Source organism: Gillisia sp. JM1 (assembly GCF_000424645.1).
Lineage (GTDB): Bacteria > Bacteroidota > Bacteroidia > Flavobacteriales > Flavobacteriaceae > Gillisia.
Genome location: NZ_AUKH01000007.1, coordinates 181519 through 200546 on the forward strand (window position 1 = coordinate 181519; position 19028 = coordinate 200546).

Consider the following 19028-nt stretch of genomic DNA (forward strand, 5'->3'; position numbering starts at 1 on the left):
GTTTAAACTCTATGGATTTTTTTGACAGACATAAAGCCTTGATCATCACTCTTTTGTTTTTTGCTGTATTATTTTTGAGCTTATTTAATTTAAATCTCTCAAATAATATTCAAAAAGAACGAGAACTATTAGTGGATCTCGATAGCTTTAAAGCTGAAGAAGCTGTGGAAGAAGAAAAGGAACCAGAAGAATTGCTACCCACGAAAGCTCGGGAGAATGTTGAAACCCATCAAGCCTTCAACCAAAATCAAGAAGCAAGAGATGCTAATTTTAACGATCAATTAAACGAGATCTTTCAGAAAAACAGCGCTGCCGAATTAGAATCTTCAGATGAGAATGCGTCCAACACTGTTGGTAGTTATAATCTCGCTTCAGCAAAGAAGAAAGAACCAAAAAAACAATCTGATGGGAATAATTCTTCAGAAATTAAATCTGTTCAGAAAGGCGGAATAGATAATAGCTCTATTTCTTATTCCCTAAGAGGGCGAACAGCTATAGAGATTCCAAATCCTATTTACACCTGCGACAGATCTGGAAAAGTGGTAATTAATATCACTGTTAATCAAGATGGGCGGGTTATTTCCACAAGTGTCAACAAAGGAAGTTCTTCTACTAATAATGAATGTTTGACAGATCAGGCTGAGGAATACGCGAATCAGGCCTATTTTAGCTCGATGCCGGGACGTTCTTCCCAATTGGGAACAATTACCTATAATTTTAAGCCTTAAGTAGTATGAGCGACAAGAAACGTTGTGGTTGGTGCATGGGCGATCCATTATATGAAGCCTATCACGACGAAGAATGGGGTGTTCCGGTTTATGATGATGCAACTATTTTTGAATTCTTGGTTTTAGAAACTTTTCAGGCAGGCTTAAGTTGGATCACTATTCTTCGGAAAAGAGAAAATTTCAGAAAAGCCTTTGATGATTTCAACTATAAAAAGATTGCGAATTATTCTGAAGAAAAAATTCAGGAGCTTTTGCAAGATGCTGGAATTATTCGGAATAAGCTAAAAGTTAGAAGCACAGTTACCAATGCGCAGTTATTTATAAAAATTCAGCAAGAGTTTGGCAGCTTTAGCAACTATATATGGGGATTTGTAGATGGGACCCCTATTCAAAACGCTGTGGTAGATTATAAAAAAGCTCCTCCTACTACCCCAATAAGTGATGCCCTAAGCAAAGAACTAAAAAAACGAGGATTCAAATTTGTGGGTTCCACAGTGGTCTATGCCCACATGCAAGCTACGGGGATGATAAACGATCATGAAGTGGATTGTTTTAGATATTACGAAGTTTAAACAGAGAATTCTAGATGAAAACCAAATTTGCCAGAAATTTACTTTTCTTCCTGCCCTTCTGCGTTGCGATCTTCACTATACTGCCAACCCTGTTCCCTAATATTTGGTTGATAGATCTAATGTCTCATTTCCGGGTTCAGTACTCAGTTGTATTAGTATTGATTTTGCTTTTTATGGTATTGGTGGGGCTTCAAAGAAATAAAACACCCTTAATAATTCTAGTTCTCCTTTTCATTTGGAATGCAATCTATGTAGTTCCTTTATATATTTCTCCTGTGATTGTTTCTGAAAATACTGAACAAGAATTGACAATTCTTTCCATAAATCTTTTATCCTCAAACACTAATTCCACTGAAGTTTTAGAGTTAATTGAAGAGAAAGATCCTGATATTTTGGTTTTAATGGAATTGACACCTCATTGGGAAAATCAATTAAATGAAGTTTTTAAATCCTATCAATTTCACGAAGTAAAACAAAGAAATGACAATTTTGGAATTGCTTTATTCAGCAAAATAAAAATGAGTTCTTCTGTTATTTATTTTGAAAACAGCTCTAAATCATCTATAAAAGCAGATTTAGTTTTTGGTGATAAACCACTCAGCATATTAGCCACCCATCCTGTTCCTCCTATTAGTCCAAGAACTTTTGATTCAAGAAATAGTCAATTACAAGATATTGCTAGAAAACGGGATAGCTTTTCAGAGAATTTTATCCTGATAGGAGATCTAAACACTTCTTCTTTTTCATCGCATTTTAGAGACCTTCTTACTAATGCGAATCTAGTAGATTCTAGAAATGGATTCGGAGTAGCTACCACATGGCCAGCCGATTTTTACACATTAAGAACCACCTTAGATCATTGTTTAATTGGGGGAGAACTTAAGGTTTTAGAAAGGAGAACAGAAAAAAATATTGGGTCAGATCATTTACCTATTTTCATAAAAATTGGAATTTAATCCCTCCTTGAGGGTTTAAATTCCCGAGGTTCTTGATTTTTTTGAAAGATCTTATTTCAAATAATCCAAAAACTCTTTCCTAGGAATTTCAGTAGCTCCCAAACTTTTTAAATGTTCAGTATAGATCTGGCAATCTATAAGGGAAACTCCTTCAGCTTTCAATTTTCTTACATACCTGATAAATCCGTATTTGGAGGCATTGCTAACTTTAGCGAACATACTTTCTCCGCAGAAGACTTTTTTCTCTTTCAGGTAAATACCATACAGTCCGCCAACCAATTCATCATTTTGCCAGACCTCAACAGATTGAACTATTCCCAAATGATGAAGTTTCAAATAGGCATCTTTGATCTGCTGCGTGATCCAGGTACCATTCTGACCATCACGTTTAATCACAGCACAGTTTTCTATTACGGCCATAAAATCCTGATTATAGGTAACTTGAAAAACTTCCTTTTTGATCAGCTGTCGCATACTCTTGGAAACTTTTAAATTTTCAGGAAACAACACCATTCTAGGGTCTGGGCTCCACCAAAGAATAGGCTCTGATGCATCATACCAGGGAAAGATACCGAGATTATATGCATCTAGCAGCCGTTCCACTGAAAGGTCTCCTCCCATTGCGAGAAGCCCGTCTGGGTTTGCAAATTCCACGGATGGAAATTTTTGATATGGAATTGAAGAACTCAAAATTCTAGGGTACTAATAATTGGATTAATTCAATTTAGCAAATAAAAAGAAAAGCTTAGCCTCTTAATTTAAGATGCTAAGCTTTAAATATATGATATTCTTGAGGTCTTAGACCTTAAAAAGGTAAATCGTCGTAATCTTCATCCTTAAGATCTTGAGCAGGCTCAAATTGATCTGCAGGTGGAGGAGTTTGACCTGGAGCAGCACTACCAGCTTGCAAATTCTCTATTCTCCAACCTTGAATAGAATTAAAATATTTAGTTTCTCCCTGAGGATTCACCCATTCCCGACCTCTTAAATTGACTCCAATTTTTACTGGTTGTCCAACTTGGTAGTTATTCAATAGGTCTGTTTTATCTTGTACAAACTCCACCATGATATATTGTGGATACTGTTCTTCAGTTGTTACAACAAGCTCTCTTTTTCTAAATCCATTACTTCCAAATGTTTGGGTTTCACCAATCATTTTTATTTTTCCTTCTACTTCCATTTTAATTTGATTTTGCTAATAATATTTTCCAGGCTTTTGCCGGATCTTCTTTCTCTAAATATTCTTGTGCTTGCTTATGGATCTTTTTAAGATCTCCAGATTTCACCAAGCTCGAGGCATTAATATCCTCATTTATAAATGCATTTATTTCTTCTTCGGAAGGTAAAACTTCTACATTCCCAAGTTTACCAAGATCATTCCCTGTTAGAAATTTACTGTTTCTAATTTCCTGCGGAATTTGATCTACACCCATCCCGAGAGAAGACAATGGTTTAGGCACTTCAAAAAGACCCATATTGGCTCTGGTATACCAATTTCCTCCCATTCTTGCTACTTGATCTATTTTATGCTGATCTATAAAACCTTCAGCATCTAAAATAGCTTCATCAAAATGCATTTTTACTACTTCACAAATTACCAAATTACCTGCTCCTCCTTCTTCCCCAAGCTCCTTTACTTCTAGGATCTTGCACTCGAACTGCGCAGGAGATTCTGCAACTCTAAAAGGTTTTACAACATCAGATTTCAGCATAGTAAAACCAGCTTTTTCAAACTCATTAACCCCTTCAGGGTATTCTGTGCTAGAAAGTGACATTTGTTGTACGATCTTATAATCTACAACATTAATCACCACTTCCTTGGTTGCTTTTGCATTCAAATAAGTATGCTTAACAGTATTATCACGACCCCTTCTCGCAGGAGAAAATATCAAGATAGGTGGATTGGCGCTAAACACATTAAAAAAACTGAATGGTGACAAGTTTGGCTTACCATTTTCGTCTAATGTGCTTGCAAATGCAATGGGTCTTGGACCTATTGCTCCCAGCAAATATTGATGTCTTTTTCCTGTACTAATTTCCTTAGGATCTATAGATAGCATTCAGCGATTTTTCACAAAGGTAACGAATAGCCTTAGGAATGAAAAACCGTATTTCAACAATAATATCAACAGAAAACGGTTATATTTAAATCCTTCTAAATAAGGCTTCATGAATTTTACAAACGAACGAAACTTTGCACGTTGGTTCATTATTATCTCCTCCCTACTCATTGTAGCGCTTATTTTATGGAACACCTCCATTTTTTTTGAACGCTTAAAACAGGATGAGCGAGATAAAATGGAATTATGGACTGCAGCACAGGCATTTCTAGATAAAGCCACCGGGGACACTGATATCGATCTCACTTTGAGAATTCTTAATACCAACACTACTATCCCTACCATTTGGATAAATGAAAAGGGGGAAATTGTAGACGGATTAAATATTCCAATAGAAACAAGGGGAAATCAAAAGAAACTGGATGAATATTTTAGTGAATTAAAGTCGGAAAATGAACCTATAGAAATGGTTTTGGGGAAAAACCAAGTTCATAAGATCTACTATGGAAATTCGCCGCTGCTCACAAAAATCAAATATTATCCTATTGGATTATTACTTATTATATTTCTGTTTATAGGGGTTGTCTATTTCTTTTACACCACCACAAAATCTAGCGAGCAAAATAAATTATGGGCGGGAATGGCAAAAGAAACCGCGCACCAAATAGGTACACCATTATCATCTTTAATTGGATGGACAGAAATTTTGAAAGAAGAAAATGTTAACAAGTCCTATATTTCTGAAATTGAAAAAGATATAGAAAGATTACGAACTATCACCGATAGGTTTTCTAAAATAGGTTCTACTCCTATCCTCTCTGAAACCGATATTGTTATTGCGATCAAGGAGAGTTATAACTATCTATTTACCCGAAGTTCGCGACTCATCAACTTTAAGCTTTCTACACCGCACAGCCCTATTTATGTGAATTTAAATGAATCTCTATTTAGTTGGACCATAGAGAACCTGGTAAGGAATGCTATTGATGCTATGAAAGGAAAAGGAAATCTTGATATACAAATAAAGCAGGATCCACATTGGGTTTATATTTACATAAAAGATAGCGGAAAGGGGATCCCAAAAAGTAAGTACTATACTATTTTTAATCCGGGATTTACCACAAAAAAGAGAGGTTGGGGGCTTGGTCTTTCACTTTCCAAACGAATTGTGGAAGAATATCATAATGGAAAGATCAAGGTTTATGAAAGTGAACTTAATAAGGGATCAACTTTCCAAATAGCCCTGAGAAAGATTCAATAATTCTTCATGATTGCCCTAAGATTATCCGGGATGGTGTAAGTTTTATTCAAATTAAAATCGAAGCAAACAGCAATATCACGACCCTCGGCACAAACTTCCATGTCTTCATTCAAAATAATATGACCTAGACCAAAACTGCTATTCTTAATAAATGCCAGTTTTGTTTTTACAATGGCAGTTCCAGGATAATATAAAGATTTTTTAAAATCGCAATGTGTAGATACCACCATTGGCCCTCTATGGGTAGCTTCATAAATTTCAGTTAGTCCAGTTGCTTCCCAAAAAAGCGCTCTTCCTGTTTGCATGAATCTGATAAATGTCAGATTATTTACATGTTTATACATGTCCAGATCGCTCCAGTCTATCCTTAAGTCTATACTAAGTTTATAATCTGAATAATCCATTATAAATTCTCCTTGATCTCTTCTGCTAATCTCGATAATTGATCATGTGAAAAATTCAACTTTTTACCGAAGTCCATATCCTTCATTTTATTTAGTGGGATTAAATGAACATGTACATGTGGTACTTCCAGTCCAATCACTGCCATTCCCACTCGTTTACAAGGAACCGCTTCTTCTAGAGCCATTGCTACCTTTTTGGAAAAACTCATTAATCCCATATAGGTTTCGTCATCTAATTCAAACAATTTATCAACTTCCTCTTTTGGAATACATAGAGTGTGTCCTTTTGCATTAGGATTAATGTCTAAGAAAGCAAGAAATTTATCGGTCTCGGCAATCTTATAAGAGGGAAGTTCCCCGCTGATGATTTTAGAAAAAATTGTAGACATAACTATTGTTGTATATATTAAAATTGAAAAACCTTTTCATGGCATCTCTTAAAAGACACAGAAAAGGTTATATTTTTTTTATTTAAAATTTAAATTCATTCTCTCCAGATCTCAAGTACTTCAAATTCCATTGTACCATTAGGAACACTAATTTCTGCAGTATCTCCCACCTGTTTTCCCAGTAATCCTTTTCCAATTGGTGATTCAACAGAAATCTTACCGGTTTTAATATCGGCTTCACTTTGAGCCACCAACTTATAGGTCATTTCTGATCCGTTGGTTTTATTTTTAATTTTAACCAAGGAGTGAACTAAAGCTTTTGAAATGTCCAACTGAGATTCATCTATAACTCGTGCATTAGAGGCCACTTCTTCCATTTTAGCAATTCTCATTTCTAATAATCCCTGTGCTTCTTTTGCTGCATCATATTCTGCATTCTCACTCAAATCTCCCTTATCGCGAGCTTCAGCAATTGCTTCAGATGCTTTAGGACGCTCGATATCTCTTAATTGATTAAGTTCATCTTTCAGCTTTTTTAAGCCTTCAAGTGTATAATAAGATACTTTACTCATAATTTTATCGTTTATCAATAGCAGTTAAAGGAATTCACCTGACACTCCTCATTACCTATAACTGTATCGTGATTTTATAAATTCCAAACTCCAAAAGTAATAGGGTTTGGAGAACCTAATTTAGGCCTGTTTTATATGCGTTTAAATTTCAAAATCTTGCTAATAAATACAAAAAATCCCACATAAGACGGGATTTATATACACAAATATAATAAATTTAAATTTTGAAAGCAATATATTTCTTAAGCCCAAAATCCAATTAAAATGATTCAAAAACTTTGTAGTTTATTAATGCTACTTTTACTCCTTAACTCTTGCAGTACCAATGCTGACGATAGAATAGATAATCCCAATTTAATAAATGTGAGTTTTAGATTGAATCTTGATTTAAACTTACCAGAATATAACGCTTTAAATTTTCCCGGAAATAGTTATTCTACTTATAATACCGGGATTAATGGTGTAGTTGTTTATAACATTAATAACTCTCAGTTCACTGCTTTTGAATTAAGCGATCCCAACCACCCTTTAAGTGATTGTTCAACTTTGCGAGTACAGGGAGTTATTGCTAAATGTGATTGTGATGATGGCAACAGTTATAACATTCTAACGGGGGAGCTTACCAACGGGAGCGGCCAATACACCATGAAACCCTATAGAGTAAGTAAAAACGGAAATACGTTAGAGGTATTTAACTAAAGCCTTTTTTTATAAAAAATATAAGTCGCCATTCTAAATTAAGAATGACGACTTTTTTTGTGCATCAATCTTGAAAATTGATCCCTACCGCACAAAATTCTTTTTATTATATGAGAATCTTCTAGGTTTGCCCCGATATTTCGGAATGAAAATACTTTTAAAATTTTTGAGATAAGTTTCACCTAATTGATCTCTCAATGAGAGATTAAAATTTTAAGGTGGCTCCAGCCAAGAAATTAATTCCAGCCTGCGGATAATAACCTGCTCCCTCTATTGTGGTTATTTCTCCGGGAATAGAAAAATCGTCATCATAAGTAAAGAAATATCCATTGGACACATATTTAATATCAAAAATATTATTTACCAAGGCATTAAAAACGATGGATTTAAAAACTGGAATATTTCTTAATTCATACACCACATTTAGGTCATTTACAAAGAAACTATCCAACTTAGAAGCTTCGCTATCTATGTTCCCTAAATACTGCTCACCTACAAATTTAGATAGCAAGCCTATTTGTAAATTCTCTTTAGGTGAATAAACGAACATATTAGAGGCAACAATTTCTGGGGAATAAGAAATATTGGTATTTCCAAGATCTACCAAAGCCCCATCTATAGAAGCGACAAAATCTTGATTTTTATTTGTGCTTAAAGCAATATTAGGCATCAAGCTCCATTTACTAGATATTTGCCAGTCGGCATCTATTTCTAAACCTAATCTATAACTGTTCCCACTGGTAGTTCTTAATGGAGCTCCCACATCGTTTAAGGCTCCTGAAAGCACTAACTGATCTTTATAATCCATCACGTAAAGATTCGAGTTCACCTTAAAATTAGGTTTATCATATCTCCAGCCTAATTCAAAATCGTTCAATTTTTCAGCGGTACTAATTCCTTCTTCAAAATCGTTTCTGGTAGGCTCCCTGTTTGCTCTTCCGTAGTAAGCATAAAACTGATTGCTTGGATTTAACTGATATGTGATCCCCGCTTTTGGATTGAAAAATTCAAAGCTTTTATCAACATCTATACCTACAAGGTCTGAGGTGATCCCACCTGTGGAGTAATCTATAAACCTCCCTTGAAGATCAATAAAAAATTGCCATTTATTATCTAGCTTATAAGTAGCTTTAGAGAATACAGTAAATTCAGTTTTAGTTGCATCACTAAAATAATACTTGTCCCTTATTTCAGAATCACTGGCAAATCTAGCCCAGATAACCTCTCCAAAATGATCACCTTCATACAAACTATAAAATGCTCCAGAAGTTACTTCTAATTTAGAGTTCTTATAAGTTGCATTTGCATTCAACACATAATAATCGTTATCCAGCCATCTGCGTCTTATAAGATTTGTAGAATTAATGGTTTCCCCACCAATTTCTATGGGTGTAAAATTATAATCTTCAAAATCTTCATCTTCCTTATATTGTTCGAAATACCCTCTTCCGTAGGTATAATTTAAGCCAAGATTAGTAGACCAGTAATTGTTAAACCGCTCATTCCAGTGCAACTGATAATGATCCTGCTTATAATTATCTACTTCATTATCATAAAATTGAGTATTTCCCTCGGTATCTGTATACATGCCCGCAGGATTGAAAGTTCGGTCATTCTCCAGAGTTTCTTTATCTATCCCAAACCAAGATTGATACGTTTTTTCATGTCCTCCAAAGGTGATAGCTTTTATTAAAGTATTATCATCTACATAAGCAGCTTGTAAAAAGTAAGATTTAAGATCGGAAGAAGCTCGATCTACATACCCGTCGGAAACTATTGTAGATAATCTCCCGGAGATCTCTACATGATCCTGCAACAAGCCTGTGCTTAATTTTACATTATGTTTTCTAGTCCCAAAAGAACCAACAGAATTAGAAATCTCTCCATAAGCTTCTTCGGAAACAGCATCGGAAAGCAAATTTAAACTCGCTCCAAAAGCTCCAGATCCATTGGTAGAAGTACCTACTCCTCTTTGCAATTGAAGGCTTTGAACTGAAGATGCAAAATCTGGCAAATTAACCCAAAAAGATCCTTGACTTTCAGAATCGTTAAATGGAATTCCGTTGAGGGTTACATTTACTCGAGAAGCATCGCTTCCTCTAACTCTAATATAGGTATATCCTACTCCAGCACCAGCATCTGAAGTGGTTACCACAGAAGGTAAATAATTTAAGAGGTAAGGAATATCCTGCCCTAAATTGCGTTTTTCAAGTTCCTTTTTAGAAATATCTGAGTGGGTTACAGGAGAATCTGCATCTACCCTGATGGCTTGTACTAAGACTTCATCCAGTGTTTCCACGGGTTTTCTTAGCGTGTCGTTTTTTTGTTGAGCATAACCTAATGCGGTTATTAAAAGAGCTGTAGGTAATAGAAATAAATGTTTCATTCGTTACATTAATGGTGTTACGAATAAAAGGGGCGATTATTCTTGATTTAAATTTAGTGCGAAAATTCGCGTATAAAAAAACCCTTAATAAATCTATCTTGAAGATCTATAAAGGGGTCTAAACAAATTTGACACTCTTTCGAGTATCCGTATCCCTTGGCAGCATTACCTGCCCAGGTTCGTTGGGTATAATCTCAGCTATTCTTCAGAAATAAATCTTATAATAGCACCCCTTTGAGATGTTCGACAAATGTAATAAGGTTTTTTTGATTTCCTACATCAATACCAAAATTTAAAAGAATTGGCGTAATTTTAGCGATAATTTGCTAATGCAAAACACAAAGCGCTCCATAACTTTTAAGGTAATTATTGGGTACCTAATGGTAGCTGCGGTTGCCGCTATGGCTGTATGGTTCACCTATGAACAGGTGGTGAAGTTTTCTTCTATAAATCAGTCCAACAACATTAACAATCAGCAATTAGTGTTAGTAAGTGAAATAGCTACCGCTCTTTACGAAACAGAAAGTACAGGTCGCCAATTTATTCAAACAGGTGACACTACAGATCTTAATAGATATAGTGGGCAAATAGATGGCATTCAAGAAAGTATCAATGTTCTTAAGACCACCTATGCAGATTCGGTTATGAAAATTGAATTGGATAGTATTTCCAACTTATTATCCCGAAAGAGCCAAAACTTGGAGGAATTATTAAAACTTCGATCAAGAGATAGGAATACGAGTTTTTATACAGAGGTGATTCAGGAATTAGAAAAAGTAGATGAATCCTTTAAAGATAACGATTACGATAAGCGTTTTGCAAATTTAGAACCTCACCAAAGAAGGGTTCTAATCAGATTGTTAGAATTCTCCAAAGAAGAAAATCAAGAACAACTTTCCAGTATTAGTGCAGATTCTTTAGTGACCTCAGTAAAAAAAGTATTAAATGAATTAGAGCGTGAAAATCAAAAATTCAGAGCTATAATCAACAAGAAAGAAAACGAATTACTCGATAATGATATCATCCTAAATGACCAATTAAGAAATTTATTGGCATCTGTAGAGCAAGAGGAAAGAGCTACGACATTTAATAGAGCTAAGAGGTCTCAAAAAATGCTGAATGAAATTTCGCGAATACTCCTTTTTGTAGGCATTACAAGTGTGCTAATTGTGTTGTTTTTTCTATTTCTAATAATTAGGGATGTTTCCAGAAGTCAGCGATATAGAATTCAACTGGAGGAAGCCAAAGCCTTTACAGAGTCTTTAATGATTCGCCGGGAGCAATTCATGGCAACTATCACACACGACCTAAGATCTCCTCTTAATACGGTGCTTGGCTATACAGAATTAATTGGCAAAACACCTCTTAACAACAAGCAAGAACATTATCTGGGCCACCTCAGGAAAAGTTCAGAATTCATTCTCCATTTAGTTAATGATCTTTTAGATCTCTCTAAACTGGAGGCTGGTAAAATGCAGATTGAAAAATTGCCTTTTAATGCCAAAAAATTACTGGAAGAAACCTTCTATAATATTATTCCTGAAGACGACCCTAAAAATCTAGAATTAATCGTTGAAGCTGAAGAAAATGCAGATGTAAATGTGTTAAGTGATCCCTTTAGGATCAAACAAATACTCTCTAACCTTATTAATAACTCCTATAAATTTACTGAAAAAGGAAGCTTAACAATATCTGTTAGCCTAGAAAAACAAATAGAAGACAGCTATATCTTAACCTATAAAATAAAAGATACAGGTCTTGGTATTTCAAAAGACAAACAGAAAGAAATTTTCGAAGAGTTTTCTCAGGAACACCGCCAAATAGAAAAAAAATATGGCGGAACTGGGCTTGGTCTAGCTATCTCTAAACGAATAACTAAATTATTAAAAGGGGAACTATCCTTAGAAAGCGACCCTGGAATAGGAAGTGAATTTACAGTAAGAATTCCGGTTATAAAACTAAAAGACAGTCTAGAAATTATTACTGAGTCACCAATTAGCAATACCCACTTATACGGGAAAAATATTCTCGCGGTAGATGACGAATCCTCTCAACTGGCACTTTCCCGAGAACTTATAAAATCTATTGGGATGCATTGTGATATAGCACAAGATGGGAAAGAGGCTCTGGAAAAATTAGGAAGAAAAAAATACGATCTAGTCCTTACAGATATTCAAATGCCAAGCATGGATGGATTTGAATTACTAAATGCAATTCAATCTAAAAAGAAGTTAAAACACATTCCTGTGATTGCGGCCTCGGGTAGAACCACCCTTTCTAGCAGCGATTATTTAGATGCCGGTTTCTCTGGGAATTTATTAAAACCATATAAGCCACAAGAGCTATTGCAAAAAATTGGAGATGTTTTGAATCTAGAACTAGAAACAAACTCGGAAATTAAAATTCAAACAAGGGAAAGCTCGGAAGAATTTTCCTTAAAGGAGATCTTATTATTCGCAGGTGACGATAAAGATGCTTTGAATACTATTTTAAAAGTTTTTGTAGATGCTAGTAGAAAAAACCTGGCAGCAATAAACAAAGCAATTATAAATAAGAACAAAAGCAAAATCACTGCTATCGCACACAAAATGCTGCCAATGTATAAGCAGCTAAATACTCGAAATATCGTTTTTCAATTACAGCAGTTGGAAAAGGAAGTGCCAGAATATTTTGAAGATCAAAAAATTAAAGGATTGATAACCGAAATAGAAGCGCTTTTAGAGAAGCTAGAGAGAGAAATTATAGTTTAATATCGTACTGCTTCAGTTTGTTATAAAGTGTTTTCCTATCTATATCTAAAAGTCTTGCAGCCTTACTCTTATTTCCTTGTGCTTTTTCCAGCGCATCTAGGATTAAAGATTCTTCGTTTTTATTCTTGAATAAACTGTATGATTCATCGCTGCTTTTAGCCAATGAAATCTCATGTGGCAATACTTTAAGTGGGATTATATCAGCCTGAGCAAGTAACACGGATCTTTTCACCATATTCTTTAGTTCCCGTAGATTTCCCGGCCAACTGTAATTTTTAAAAGCTTCAGTTGCTTCATCACTAAACCCAACTACCTCTTTTTCAAGATCTTCATTTGCCTGGTCAAGAAAATTATCTGCAAAAAGCATTAAATCTTCACGTCTCTCGCGCAATGCTGGAACTTTAATAGAAAATTCATTTAACCTATGATAAAGGTCTTCTCTAAAATTCCCTTCTTTTACGGCTTTGGTTAAATCTTCGTTCGTAGCCGTTACTACTCTAATATCAACTTTTATTTCGTGGCTGCTCCCTACAGGCTTAATTTTACGTTCCTGCAAAGCACGTAACAATTGTACTTGCAATCCATAACTTAAATTACCAATTTCATCCAAAAATAAAGTACCACCATTGGCTGCTTCAAAGTGTCCAGTTTTATCTTGAATGGCTCCCGTAAAAGATCCTTTCACATGTCCAAAGAATTCACTGGAGGCGATCTCTTTTGGAATTGCCCCACAATCTACTGCAATAAAAGGCGCGGCTTTTCTCTTGCTTTTATTATGTATGCTTTTGGCAACTTGTTCTTTTCCTGTTCCACTTTCCCCTATGATTAAGACTGACATATTGGTTGGTGCTACGAGTTCTATATAATCATTTAGTTTTATAGCTGCATCACTTACTCCTTTCACAAATTCTGAAGAAGACTCAGCTGCTTTTATTTTTTGTTTTTTCTTCGGAAGAACTTCTTCCTGAGAGATCATATTTCCATTTAAATTCTTCTGGTCTAAAGCATTTTCAATGGTCTGAAGAATGGCTTCTGGCCTAAATGGTTTTGAAACATAATCAAAAGCTCCATTTTTCATAGCTGTAACAGCCATATGTATTTCAGCATAATTGGTCATTACAATAACCTGTGCTGTGGGGTAGTTAGATTTAACTTCGAATAGCACTTCCAACCCATCACTATCGGGCAATCTCACATCGGTAAGTATCACTTCATATGGGTTTGCCTTGATTTTTTTAAAGGCTTCTGCGGCAGAAAAAGAAGTGTCCACCTTATAACCCTTTTTTTCAAAAAAGGTTTTTAACATTGTTGCAAATGCCACATCGTCTTCTACTATAAGAATGGATACCATAATTGGTCTTTGGTTTATTATCTCGCAAATTTACGAATTATGGTTCTTTTAAAGACGTACATATTAAAACAAAAAAAGAGCTGACCGCAATGTCAGCTCTTTTTATTCAGAAAGATTGGTTGGCTAGTTAGACTCCTCTTTCTTATCTTCTTTTTTTATCCAGTTTCCTGCTGAATCCAAATAGACTTTTTTCATTTGTCCTTTAAGATCCAATTTAACTTTATATATCACCTCTTCCTCATCTTGCTTTACAAAAGCTTCTGTGGTAATAGCCTCTGGAAATTGAGTTAAAATTGCTGCAGTAACTGCTTCTGGTAATGCCGAAACCTCTATTTTCTCAAATTCATCTCCTGCAACTACTAATTCTTTTTTTACTTCTACCTCAGTCTGCAATTCTTCTACTTGAGCATTTGCAGCAGTAAAAAATAAGCCTATTGCTAACAGTATTAAACCTAACTTTTTCATAATAGTCAGTATATAAAGTTAATACTAAGTTTTAGTGTCTAATCTTAACGAATAATTGTACCATTTAAGCAAATATTAACGCAAGAGGCTATAAATGATGACTTTAAGTTAATTTTTTGGTAGTGGAAATATGTGAAAAGTGTAGATTACAGTTTTTAAAACGGGGATATTTTACCCAGTTTTAAGTAAGTTTATGAATGATCTGGCTTACGCCTATTAGTTTTTTTCTCTGAATGCATTTTCTTTTTGCGCAGTCGTTTAAATTTTGAAGCCCTGCTAGGCTTCGTCTTTTTTCTCTTTTTGGGTTTAGTAAGTCCCGCCAAAACAATTTCTTTAAACCTGTCAAGAACCAGCTCTTTATTTTTATGCTGACTTCTAGTTTCACTACAATCTAGTATCAATTCGTTATTGAGAGTTAATCTGCTTTGCAATTTTTTACTTAACAATTGCTTTTCTTCTTCTGAAAGACCAGAAGATTGTTCAACATTAAAAGTGAGGATCACTTTAGAAGATGTTTTATTTACATGTTGTCCCCCAGCACCAGAACTGCGAACAGCTTTAAACGAAACCTCATTAAAAAGTGTAGCTAGATTAGGCATGATCTATTTAGGCTGATGACTCGATTTTAAAAGATCTCCAATAGTTTTCACCGGATTAAATGTAGAAACAGGAACCTCTACAAAAACAGTATTCCACTTTGCCATAGCTCCATTCCATAAACCCGGAAGTTCCAGAGCTTTTAAAGCTTTCCCATCCTTAGTTTTAGAGGTAATAAAACTCATCTCTGGGTCTACAAATTTGTTAAGATCGAATTTCTCTCCTTTATAATCTTTTAATCCGCATACCAGATCTACAGGATTAAAATGAGTGGAGTTTTGTGCTATTTCTTTTTGTTGTGGATTCTTAGAATCTATTTGTGCTCCTTCTATTATTTGAAGGGAAGAATCTCCATTTTCAAATTCCACTAAAAACGGTCCTCCACCCGGCTCTCCTTCATTTTTAACCATTCCACATACACGTAATGGCCTATTTAGTAGTTGCTTTAATTTATGTATCTGTTTTACTTCTGAAACTGATTCAACATCGTTTGAAAAACTTAGTGATAATTGATCTTTTGAAAATTGGATAATTTGCTGAAGGCTGGTCTCAGAGAAATCCTGAGCATCTAAAATTTCTAAATAGTAAAAACATTCTTGCTGAACCTTCAATAAATATCCGGCTAGCATTTTTTTATAAAATGCCACTTCTTTTCTATTAGATGCGGTTACCAGATTATCTATATTCTTAATAAAAACAAGATCGGCATCGAGATTATTGAGATTTTCTATAAGTGCTCCATGACCTCCTGGTCTAAAAAATATTTCTTCGCTGGAAGACCTGAAAAATACATTAGAAGGATCTACAGCAATAGTATCTGTCTTTGAATCTTGAAAAGAAAAACCAATTTGAAAAGTAGTACCTGTTTGTTCCTCAACCCGAGATCTTATCTCATCGTATTCCCTTTTAAATTTATCTAAATGTTCTTTGGAAACGGTAAAATGAAGATTGGCTTTATTGTTTTTTTCAGCATAAGTGCCAGTTTCATAAAGATGCTCTTCGAAAGCTGTAGCTGTAAAATCTTTATATCTATGGAAAGGTACTAAGCCTTTAGGAAAATTCCCAAGCTCCAGTCCGGGCTTAAACAACATAGATCTTACTAAATAGTATTTTTGAATATCTGCGGAGCTATTCTTAAATTCTGGAAAATTTTTAATTGCTGAAGAAAGCGTTTCTTCATAGAAAGGCAACTTATGGAGCTCGCTTAAAAAATGCTCTAGTTTCTTAGTTTCATTTCTTCTGAAATATTCCTGCAATGAATCTTTATCAGGATCAAAATTTTCAACAAAGACATATAATTCTTTAAACATTCTTGTAGCTGCACCAGATGCTGGAATAAAATTAAGGAGCTTAAGATTATTTTTTAAATCTTCAAATATACAAATGAACTTATCAGCTTGTTTGTTATCTACCTGACTAATTCCATTTCCCAAGGTAGCAGCAGCCAATATCTTAACAGCTTTATTACCCCGCTTAAAAATAGCGATTTGGTCTTCTATTTCTTTTAAACTAAGTCCCTTTTCTTGAATCTGGGCGATATCTTTCTGGCTAAACTTCAATTTTTTGACTTTAATAATTCATTAATTGCTGAAACCGCAGTTTCAAACCGTTCGTTCTCATTACCTTTTAATTCAACAAAAGGCCTGTTATGAAAGCGTAGGGAGCTTTTAAATTTATTAAACATACCTTCCCTATCATGGGGTTTGTCCCGCAGATCGTCTGGAACCCAAGGAACATCAATATTAGTTAAAAAGTAAAGGTCATACCAATTGTTTAACGCATGTTTAAGAATAGAAGGTTCACAAAACCCATTATAATAAGCTTTGGAATAGACGCTTAATTCCAATAGATCTGTATCACAAAACAATACTTCATTAGCTGTTTTAGCTTTTTTGTTTTCTCGTTCCATTTGGCCTTCAGCAATAGTTATAAGATCTTCTGGTACGCAGACTTCTTTTTTAGAATCCCATTTTTTTTGAAGATACTCTCTCATATATTCTGCAACCCATTCAGTTTTGAAATGAGCCGCAAGTTTTTTTGCCATAGTAGTTTTACCGGTAGACTCCGGCCCGAACAATACTACTTTAAAACAGGCTGAAGGTTTTTGTTTAAGCTTTTCTTCCATGCGAAATAACCAAAAACGGCTATAATTGTAAATAATAAATATTGAAAGCTAGTTAAGGTTAAGCCTTTATAAAAATATAGTGGTACTGAAATGATATCACCAACGATCCAAAAGATCCAGTTCTCAATCTTCTTTCTTGCCATTAGCCACATTCCAACAAAAAAGATTGCTGTTGTAATAGTATCTATATATGCAGTCCAATTATTCCATTTTTCAAAATATTCATAGACTCCAAACACAAACAATAAGGTGGCAACAAATATTAAAATGGACCAGACATGTTCCTTCTTATTCATTTTTGTTACTGGAGTAAAATGGGTAGCATCCACTTTTCTCGTCCAAATATACCAACCGTATATACTCATAGCAAAATAGTAAGCATTTATCATCATATCTCCCAACAACTCCCATTGCCATAAGAGATATACAAAAATAAGGGTACTTATAATCCCTGTTGGATATACCAAAATGTTCTCTTGCTTGGAATACCAAACAGATAGAAAACCAAAAATTACAGCTATAACCTCTAGATATATAAATAATGTAGGGTACTCATAGTATTGCCCAAAAAAGAAATCAAAAATCGGCTGCATACTCGCTTCTGTCAGATTTTACAATTTTAATATAAAGTAGTCCTCGTTCTACAGATTCTAATGCGGTCTTCATTTCTTTATTCAAAACTTCCATCACTTTATCATACTCCCCATACACCTGAGTGCTTAATGGATTTTCCAAAACAGTTAATCCGGAAGCTCTTAATTTCTTAATGAAATTGATAATTGCAGGTTCATATTCATCCTGTAAAGGAGTAAGGGTAAGTTCTACGGAAATTTTCATGTATTATTTTTTTACGATTATCAAATTTAAATATATTTTAAGGATCATCGGGTGAAATTTGGAGCTTATAATTTTAGGTGGAAAAGTGAAGTGTGAGGAGTGGAGAGTGAGGAGTGAAGTGAACGGGATTTCTACAATCCCATTTAAAGCCTCAAAATTATATATTAATGAAAATTCCCTTTTTCAAAAGCAGTTCCTATCACCACTATATCTGCTCCTGCTTTATAAATGTTTTCTAATTGACGACTGTTTTTAATACCACCGCCAACAATTAATGGAATGGAAAGCGCCTTTTTAACTTCCTTGATAATTTCCAGAGAAACATGATTGATTGCTCCACTTCCTGCTTCCAAATAAATTAATTGCTTGCCCGAGAATTGTCCTGCCAAAGCCGTATTTACAATAGCTTCTATATTATTTTGTGGCATCGGCTTAGTCTTGCTTATCCTTTGCACCGCACACTCCTTCCCTCCATCTATTAGGATATAGCCCGTTGGAATAATCTCTAGATTAGATTTCTTTAGTTTGTTTATAGATTTAACTTGTTGTTCTATCAAATACTCCGGATTCCTGCCAGATAACAAGCTTAAAAAAAGAATTCCATCGGCTTTTTCTGTAATTTGAGTATGATCACCCGGGAAAATAATGACTGGCATCTCTGAGAAAAGCTTTATAGCAGAGACTGTTCTGTCTGTTTTATAAGCTTCAACAGTACTTCCTCCAACAAATATATGTGTGATATCTTCGGGAAGATTATTAAAAAATTCTTCTGCTTTAAATTCGTCAAATTTGTCGGGATCTATAAGAACTATAAGTTGCTTTTGATCGAGATCCTTTAATAGAGATAGATTTTCATAAATGGTTGCTGTGAGCATA

21 protein-coding genes and 1 riboswitch are annotated in these 19028 nt (G+C 34.6%); of the genes, 6 read left to right on the plus strand and 15 right to left on the minus strand.

What is annotated here, in order from left to right; all coding sequences use genetic code 11:
- Window positions 1-11: 11 nt before the first annotated feature.
- From H033_RS0100795 to H033_RS0100805, 3 genes are read left to right on the plus strand one after another with little or no spacing between them, the layout of a single operon-like run.
- Window positions 12-728 (plus strand): energy transducer TonB, encoded by a 717-nt coding sequence (locus tag H033_RS0100795; protein ID WP_026836616.1) that lies wholly within the window; start codon window positions 12-14, stop codon window positions 726-728.
- 5 nt (window positions 729-733) lie between these two features.
- A complete protein-coding gene (locus tag H033_RS0100800) occupies window positions 734-1300 on the plus strand; it encodes a DNA-3-methyladenine glycosylase I (RefSeq protein WP_026836617.1) in 567 nt (188 codons plus the stop codon).
- A 14-nt stretch (window positions 1301-1314) separates the two neighbouring features.
- A complete protein-coding gene (locus tag H033_RS0100805; RefSeq protein ID WP_026836618.1) occupies window positions 1315-2256 on the plus strand; it encodes an endonuclease/exonuclease/phosphatase family protein in 942 nt (313 codons plus the stop codon).
- Window positions 2257-2307: 51 nt separating this feature from the next.
- On the opposite strand, the gene aat is transcribed toward H033_RS0100805, so the two are convergent.
- The 3 genes from aat to H033_RS0100820 all read right to left on the minus strand — a co-directional run bounded on the left by aat (window position 2308) and on the right by H033_RS0100820 (window position 4316).
- Window positions 2308-2877, minus strand: coding sequence for a leucyl/phenylalanyl-tRNA--protein transferase (gene aat / locus H033_RS0100810; protein WP_231367531.1), 570 nt, complete (start codon window positions 2875-2877; stop codon window positions 2308-2310).
- A 184-nt stretch (window positions 2878-3061) separates the two neighbouring features.
- Window positions 3062-3436, minus strand: a complete 375-nt coding sequence (locus H033_RS0100815; protein ID WP_026836620.1) for a DUF3127 domain-containing protein — start codon at window positions 3434-3436, stop codon at window positions 3062-3064.
- A gap of 1 nt (window position 3437) precedes the next feature.
- Complete coding sequence (locus tag H033_RS0100820; RefSeq protein WP_026836621.1) at window positions 3438-4316, minus strand: flavin reductase family protein; 879 nt, start codon at window positions 4314-4316, stop codon at window positions 3438-3440.
- A 109-nt stretch (window positions 4317-4425) separates the two neighbouring features.
- Between H033_RS0100820 and H033_RS0100825 the strand changes: the two genes are divergently transcribed.
- Window positions 4426-5577: a sensor histidine kinase gene (locus tag H033_RS0100825; RefSeq protein WP_026836622.1), complete on the plus strand. Its 1152-nt coding sequence runs from the start codon at window positions 4426-4428 to the stop codon at window positions 5575-5577.
- Here the strand turns inward: H033_RS0100825 and H033_RS0100830 are convergent.
- The 3 genes from H033_RS0100830 to greA form a co-directional block, all read right to left on the minus strand.
- Window positions 5571-5981: an acyl-CoA thioesterase gene (locus tag H033_RS0100830; RefSeq protein WP_026836623.1), complete on the minus strand. Its 411-nt coding sequence runs from the start codon at window positions 5979-5981 to the stop codon at window positions 5571-5573. The genes H033_RS0100825 and H033_RS0100830 overlap by 7 nt on opposite strands.
- Window positions 5981-6370 (minus strand): HIT family protein, encoded by a 390-nt coding sequence (locus tag H033_RS0100835; protein WP_026836624.1) that lies wholly within the window; start codon window positions 6368-6370, stop codon window positions 5981-5983. Before H033_RS0100835 ends, H033_RS0100830 begins: the two co-directional genes overlap by 1 nt.
- A 95-nt stretch (window positions 6371-6465) precedes the next feature.
- Window positions 6466-6942, minus strand: coding sequence for a transcription elongation factor GreA (gene greA / locus H033_RS0100840; protein ID WP_026836625.1), 477 nt, complete (start codon window positions 6940-6942; stop codon window positions 6466-6468).
- Between the two features lie 264 nt (window positions 6943-7206).
- On the opposite strand from greA, the gene H033_RS0100845 reads away from it, so the two are divergent.
- Window positions 7207-7641 carry a hypothetical protein gene (locus H033_RS0100845; protein WP_026836626.1) on the plus strand — a complete coding sequence of 145 codons (435 nt, stop codon included), beginning with the start codon at window positions 7207-7209 and terminating at the stop codon, window positions 7639-7641.
- 205 nt (window positions 7642-7846) lie between these two features.
- Here H033_RS0100845 and H033_RS0100850 read toward each other — a convergent pair whose 3' ends face one another.
- Window positions 7847-10027: a TonB-dependent receptor gene (locus tag H033_RS0100850; RefSeq protein ID WP_026836627.1), complete on the minus strand. Its 2181-nt coding sequence runs from the start codon at window positions 10025-10027 to the stop codon at window positions 7847-7849.
- Between the two features lie 135 nt (window positions 10028-10162).
- A riboswitch (TPP riboswitch) is annotated at window positions 10163-10271 on the minus strand.
- 85 nt (window positions 10272-10356) lie between these two features.
- Between H033_RS0100850 and H033_RS0100855 the strand changes: the two genes are divergently transcribed.
- Window positions 10357-12777: a hybrid sensor histidine kinase/response regulator gene (locus tag H033_RS0100855; RefSeq protein WP_026836628.1), complete on the plus strand. Its 2421-nt coding sequence runs from the start codon at window positions 10357-10359 to the stop codon at window positions 12775-12777.
- On the opposite strand, the gene H033_RS0100860 is transcribed toward H033_RS0100855, so the two are convergent.
- The 8 genes from H033_RS0100860 to H033_RS0100895 all read right to left on the minus strand — a co-directional run bounded on the left by H033_RS0100860 (window position 12767) and on the right by H033_RS0100895 (window position 19027).
- Complete coding sequence (locus H033_RS0100860) at window positions 12767-14128, minus strand: sigma-54-dependent transcriptional regulator (protein WP_026836629.1); 1362 nt, start codon at window positions 14126-14128, stop codon at window positions 12767-12769. The genes H033_RS0100855 and H033_RS0100860 overlap by 11 nt on opposite strands.
- Window positions 14129-14251: 123 nt before the next feature.
- Window positions 14252-14593 (minus strand): hypothetical protein, encoded by a 342-nt coding sequence (locus H033_RS0100865; RefSeq protein WP_026836630.1) that lies wholly within the window; start codon window positions 14591-14593, stop codon window positions 14252-14254.
- 191 nt (window positions 14594-14784) lie between these two features.
- Complete coding sequence (gene arfB, locus H033_RS0100870) at window positions 14785-15192, minus strand: alternative ribosome rescue aminoacyl-tRNA hydrolase ArfB (protein WP_026836631.1); 408 nt, start codon at window positions 15190-15192, stop codon at window positions 14785-14787.
- A 3-nt stretch (window positions 15193-15195) separates the two neighbouring features.
- Complete coding sequence (locus H033_RS0100875) at window positions 15196-16749, minus strand: DUF4301 family protein (RefSeq protein ID WP_026836632.1); 1554 nt, start codon at window positions 16747-16749, stop codon at window positions 15196-15198.
- Complete coding sequence (locus H033_RS0100880; protein ID WP_026836633.1) at window positions 16746-17315, minus strand: AAA family ATPase; 570 nt, start codon at window positions 17313-17315, stop codon at window positions 16746-16748. The genes H033_RS0100875 and H033_RS0100880 overlap by 4 nt, the downstream gene beginning before the upstream one ends.
- A complete protein-coding gene (gene pnuC, locus H033_RS0100885; protein ID WP_026836634.1) occupies window positions 17270-17908 on the minus strand; it encodes a nicotinamide riboside transporter PnuC in 639 nt (212 codons plus the stop codon). The genes H033_RS0100880 and pnuC overlap by 46 nt, the downstream gene beginning before the upstream one ends.
- Entirely contained in the window at window positions 17892-18152 is a 261-nt protein-coding gene (locus H033_RS0100890) for a thiamine-binding protein (protein ID WP_026836635.1), read from the minus strand. Before H033_RS0100890 ends, pnuC begins: the two co-directional genes overlap by 17 nt.
- A 164-nt stretch (window positions 18153-18316) precedes the next feature.
- A complete protein-coding gene (locus H033_RS0100895; RefSeq protein WP_034885983.1) occupies window positions 18317-19027 on the minus strand; it encodes a geranylgeranylglyceryl/heptaprenylglyceryl phosphate synthase in 711 nt (236 codons plus the stop codon).
- Window position 19028: the final 1 nt, after the last annotated feature.

Excerpts from the sequence above, each read along its gene's own strand:
- H033_RS0100795 (WP_026836616.1), top strand. The coding sequence starts at position 12 with ATGGATTTTTTTGACAGACATAAAGCCTTGATCATCACTCTTTTGTTT.
- H033_RS0100800 (WP_026836617.1), top strand. The coding sequence starts at position 734 with ATGAGCGACAAGAAACGTTGTGGTTGGTGCATGGGCGATCCATTATAT.
- H033_RS0100805 (WP_026836618.1), top strand. The coding sequence starts at position 1,315 with ATGAAAACCAAATTTGCCAGAAATTTACTTTTCTTCCTGCCCTTCTGC.
- aat (WP_231367531.1), bottom strand. The coding sequence starts at position 2,877 with ATGGGAGGAGACCTTTCAGTGGAACGGCTGCTAGATGCATATAATCTC.
- H033_RS0100815 (WP_026836620.1), bottom strand. The coding sequence starts at position 3,436 with ATGGAAGTAGAAGGAAAAATAAAAATGATTGGTGAAACCCAAACATTT.
- H033_RS0100820 (WP_026836621.1), bottom strand. The coding sequence starts at position 4,316 with ATGCTATCTATAGATCCTAAGGAAATTAGTACAGGAAAAAGACATCAA.
- H033_RS0100825 (WP_026836622.1), top strand. The coding sequence starts at position 4,426 with ATGAATTTTACAAACGAACGAAACTTTGCACGTTGGTTCATTATTATC.
- H033_RS0100830 (WP_026836623.1), bottom strand. The coding sequence starts at position 5,981 with ATGGATTATTCAGATTATAAACTTAGTATAGACTTAAGGATAGACTGG.
- H033_RS0100835 (WP_026836624.1), bottom strand. The coding sequence starts at position 6,370 with ATGTCTACAATTTTTTCTAAAATCATCAGCGGGGAACTTCCCTCTTAT.
- greA (WP_026836625.1), bottom strand. The coding sequence starts at position 6,942 with ATGAGTAAAGTATCTTATTATACACTTGAAGGCTTAAAAAAGCTGAAA.
- H033_RS0100845 (WP_026836626.1), top strand. The coding sequence starts at position 7,207 with ATGATTCAAAAACTTTGTAGTTTATTAATGCTACTTTTACTCCTTAAC.
- H033_RS0100850 (WP_026836627.1), bottom strand. The coding sequence starts at position 10,027 with ATGAAACATTTATTTCTATTACCTACAGCTCTTTTAATAACCGCATTA.
- H033_RS0100855 (WP_026836628.1), top strand. The coding sequence starts at position 10,357 with ATGCAAAACACAAAGCGCTCCATAACTTTTAAGGTAATTATTGGGTAC.
- H033_RS0100860 (WP_026836629.1), bottom strand. The coding sequence starts at position 14,128 with ATGGTATCCATTCTTATAGTAGAAGACGATGTGGCATTTGCAACAATG.
- H033_RS0100865 (WP_026836630.1), bottom strand. The coding sequence starts at position 14,593 with ATGAAAAAGTTAGGTTTAATACTGTTAGCAATAGGCTTATTTTTTACT.
- arfB (WP_026836631.1), bottom strand. The coding sequence starts at position 15,192 with ATGCCTAATCTAGCTACACTTTTTAATGAGGTTTCGTTTAAAGCTGTT.
- H033_RS0100880 (WP_026836633.1), bottom strand. The coding sequence starts at position 17,315 with ATGGAAGAAAAGCTTAAACAAAAACCTTCAGCCTGTTTTAAAGTAGTA.
- pnuC (WP_026836634.1), bottom strand. The coding sequence starts at position 17,908 with ATGCAGCCGATTTTTGATTTCTTTTTTGGGCAATACTATGAGTACCCT.
- H033_RS0100890 (WP_026836635.1), bottom strand. The coding sequence starts at position 18,152 with ATGAAAATTTCCGTAGAACTTACCCTTACTCCTTTACAGGATGAATAT.
- H033_RS0100895 (WP_034885983.1), bottom strand. The coding sequence starts at position 19,027 with ATGCTCACAGCAACCATTTATGAAAATCTATCTCTATTAAAGGATCTC.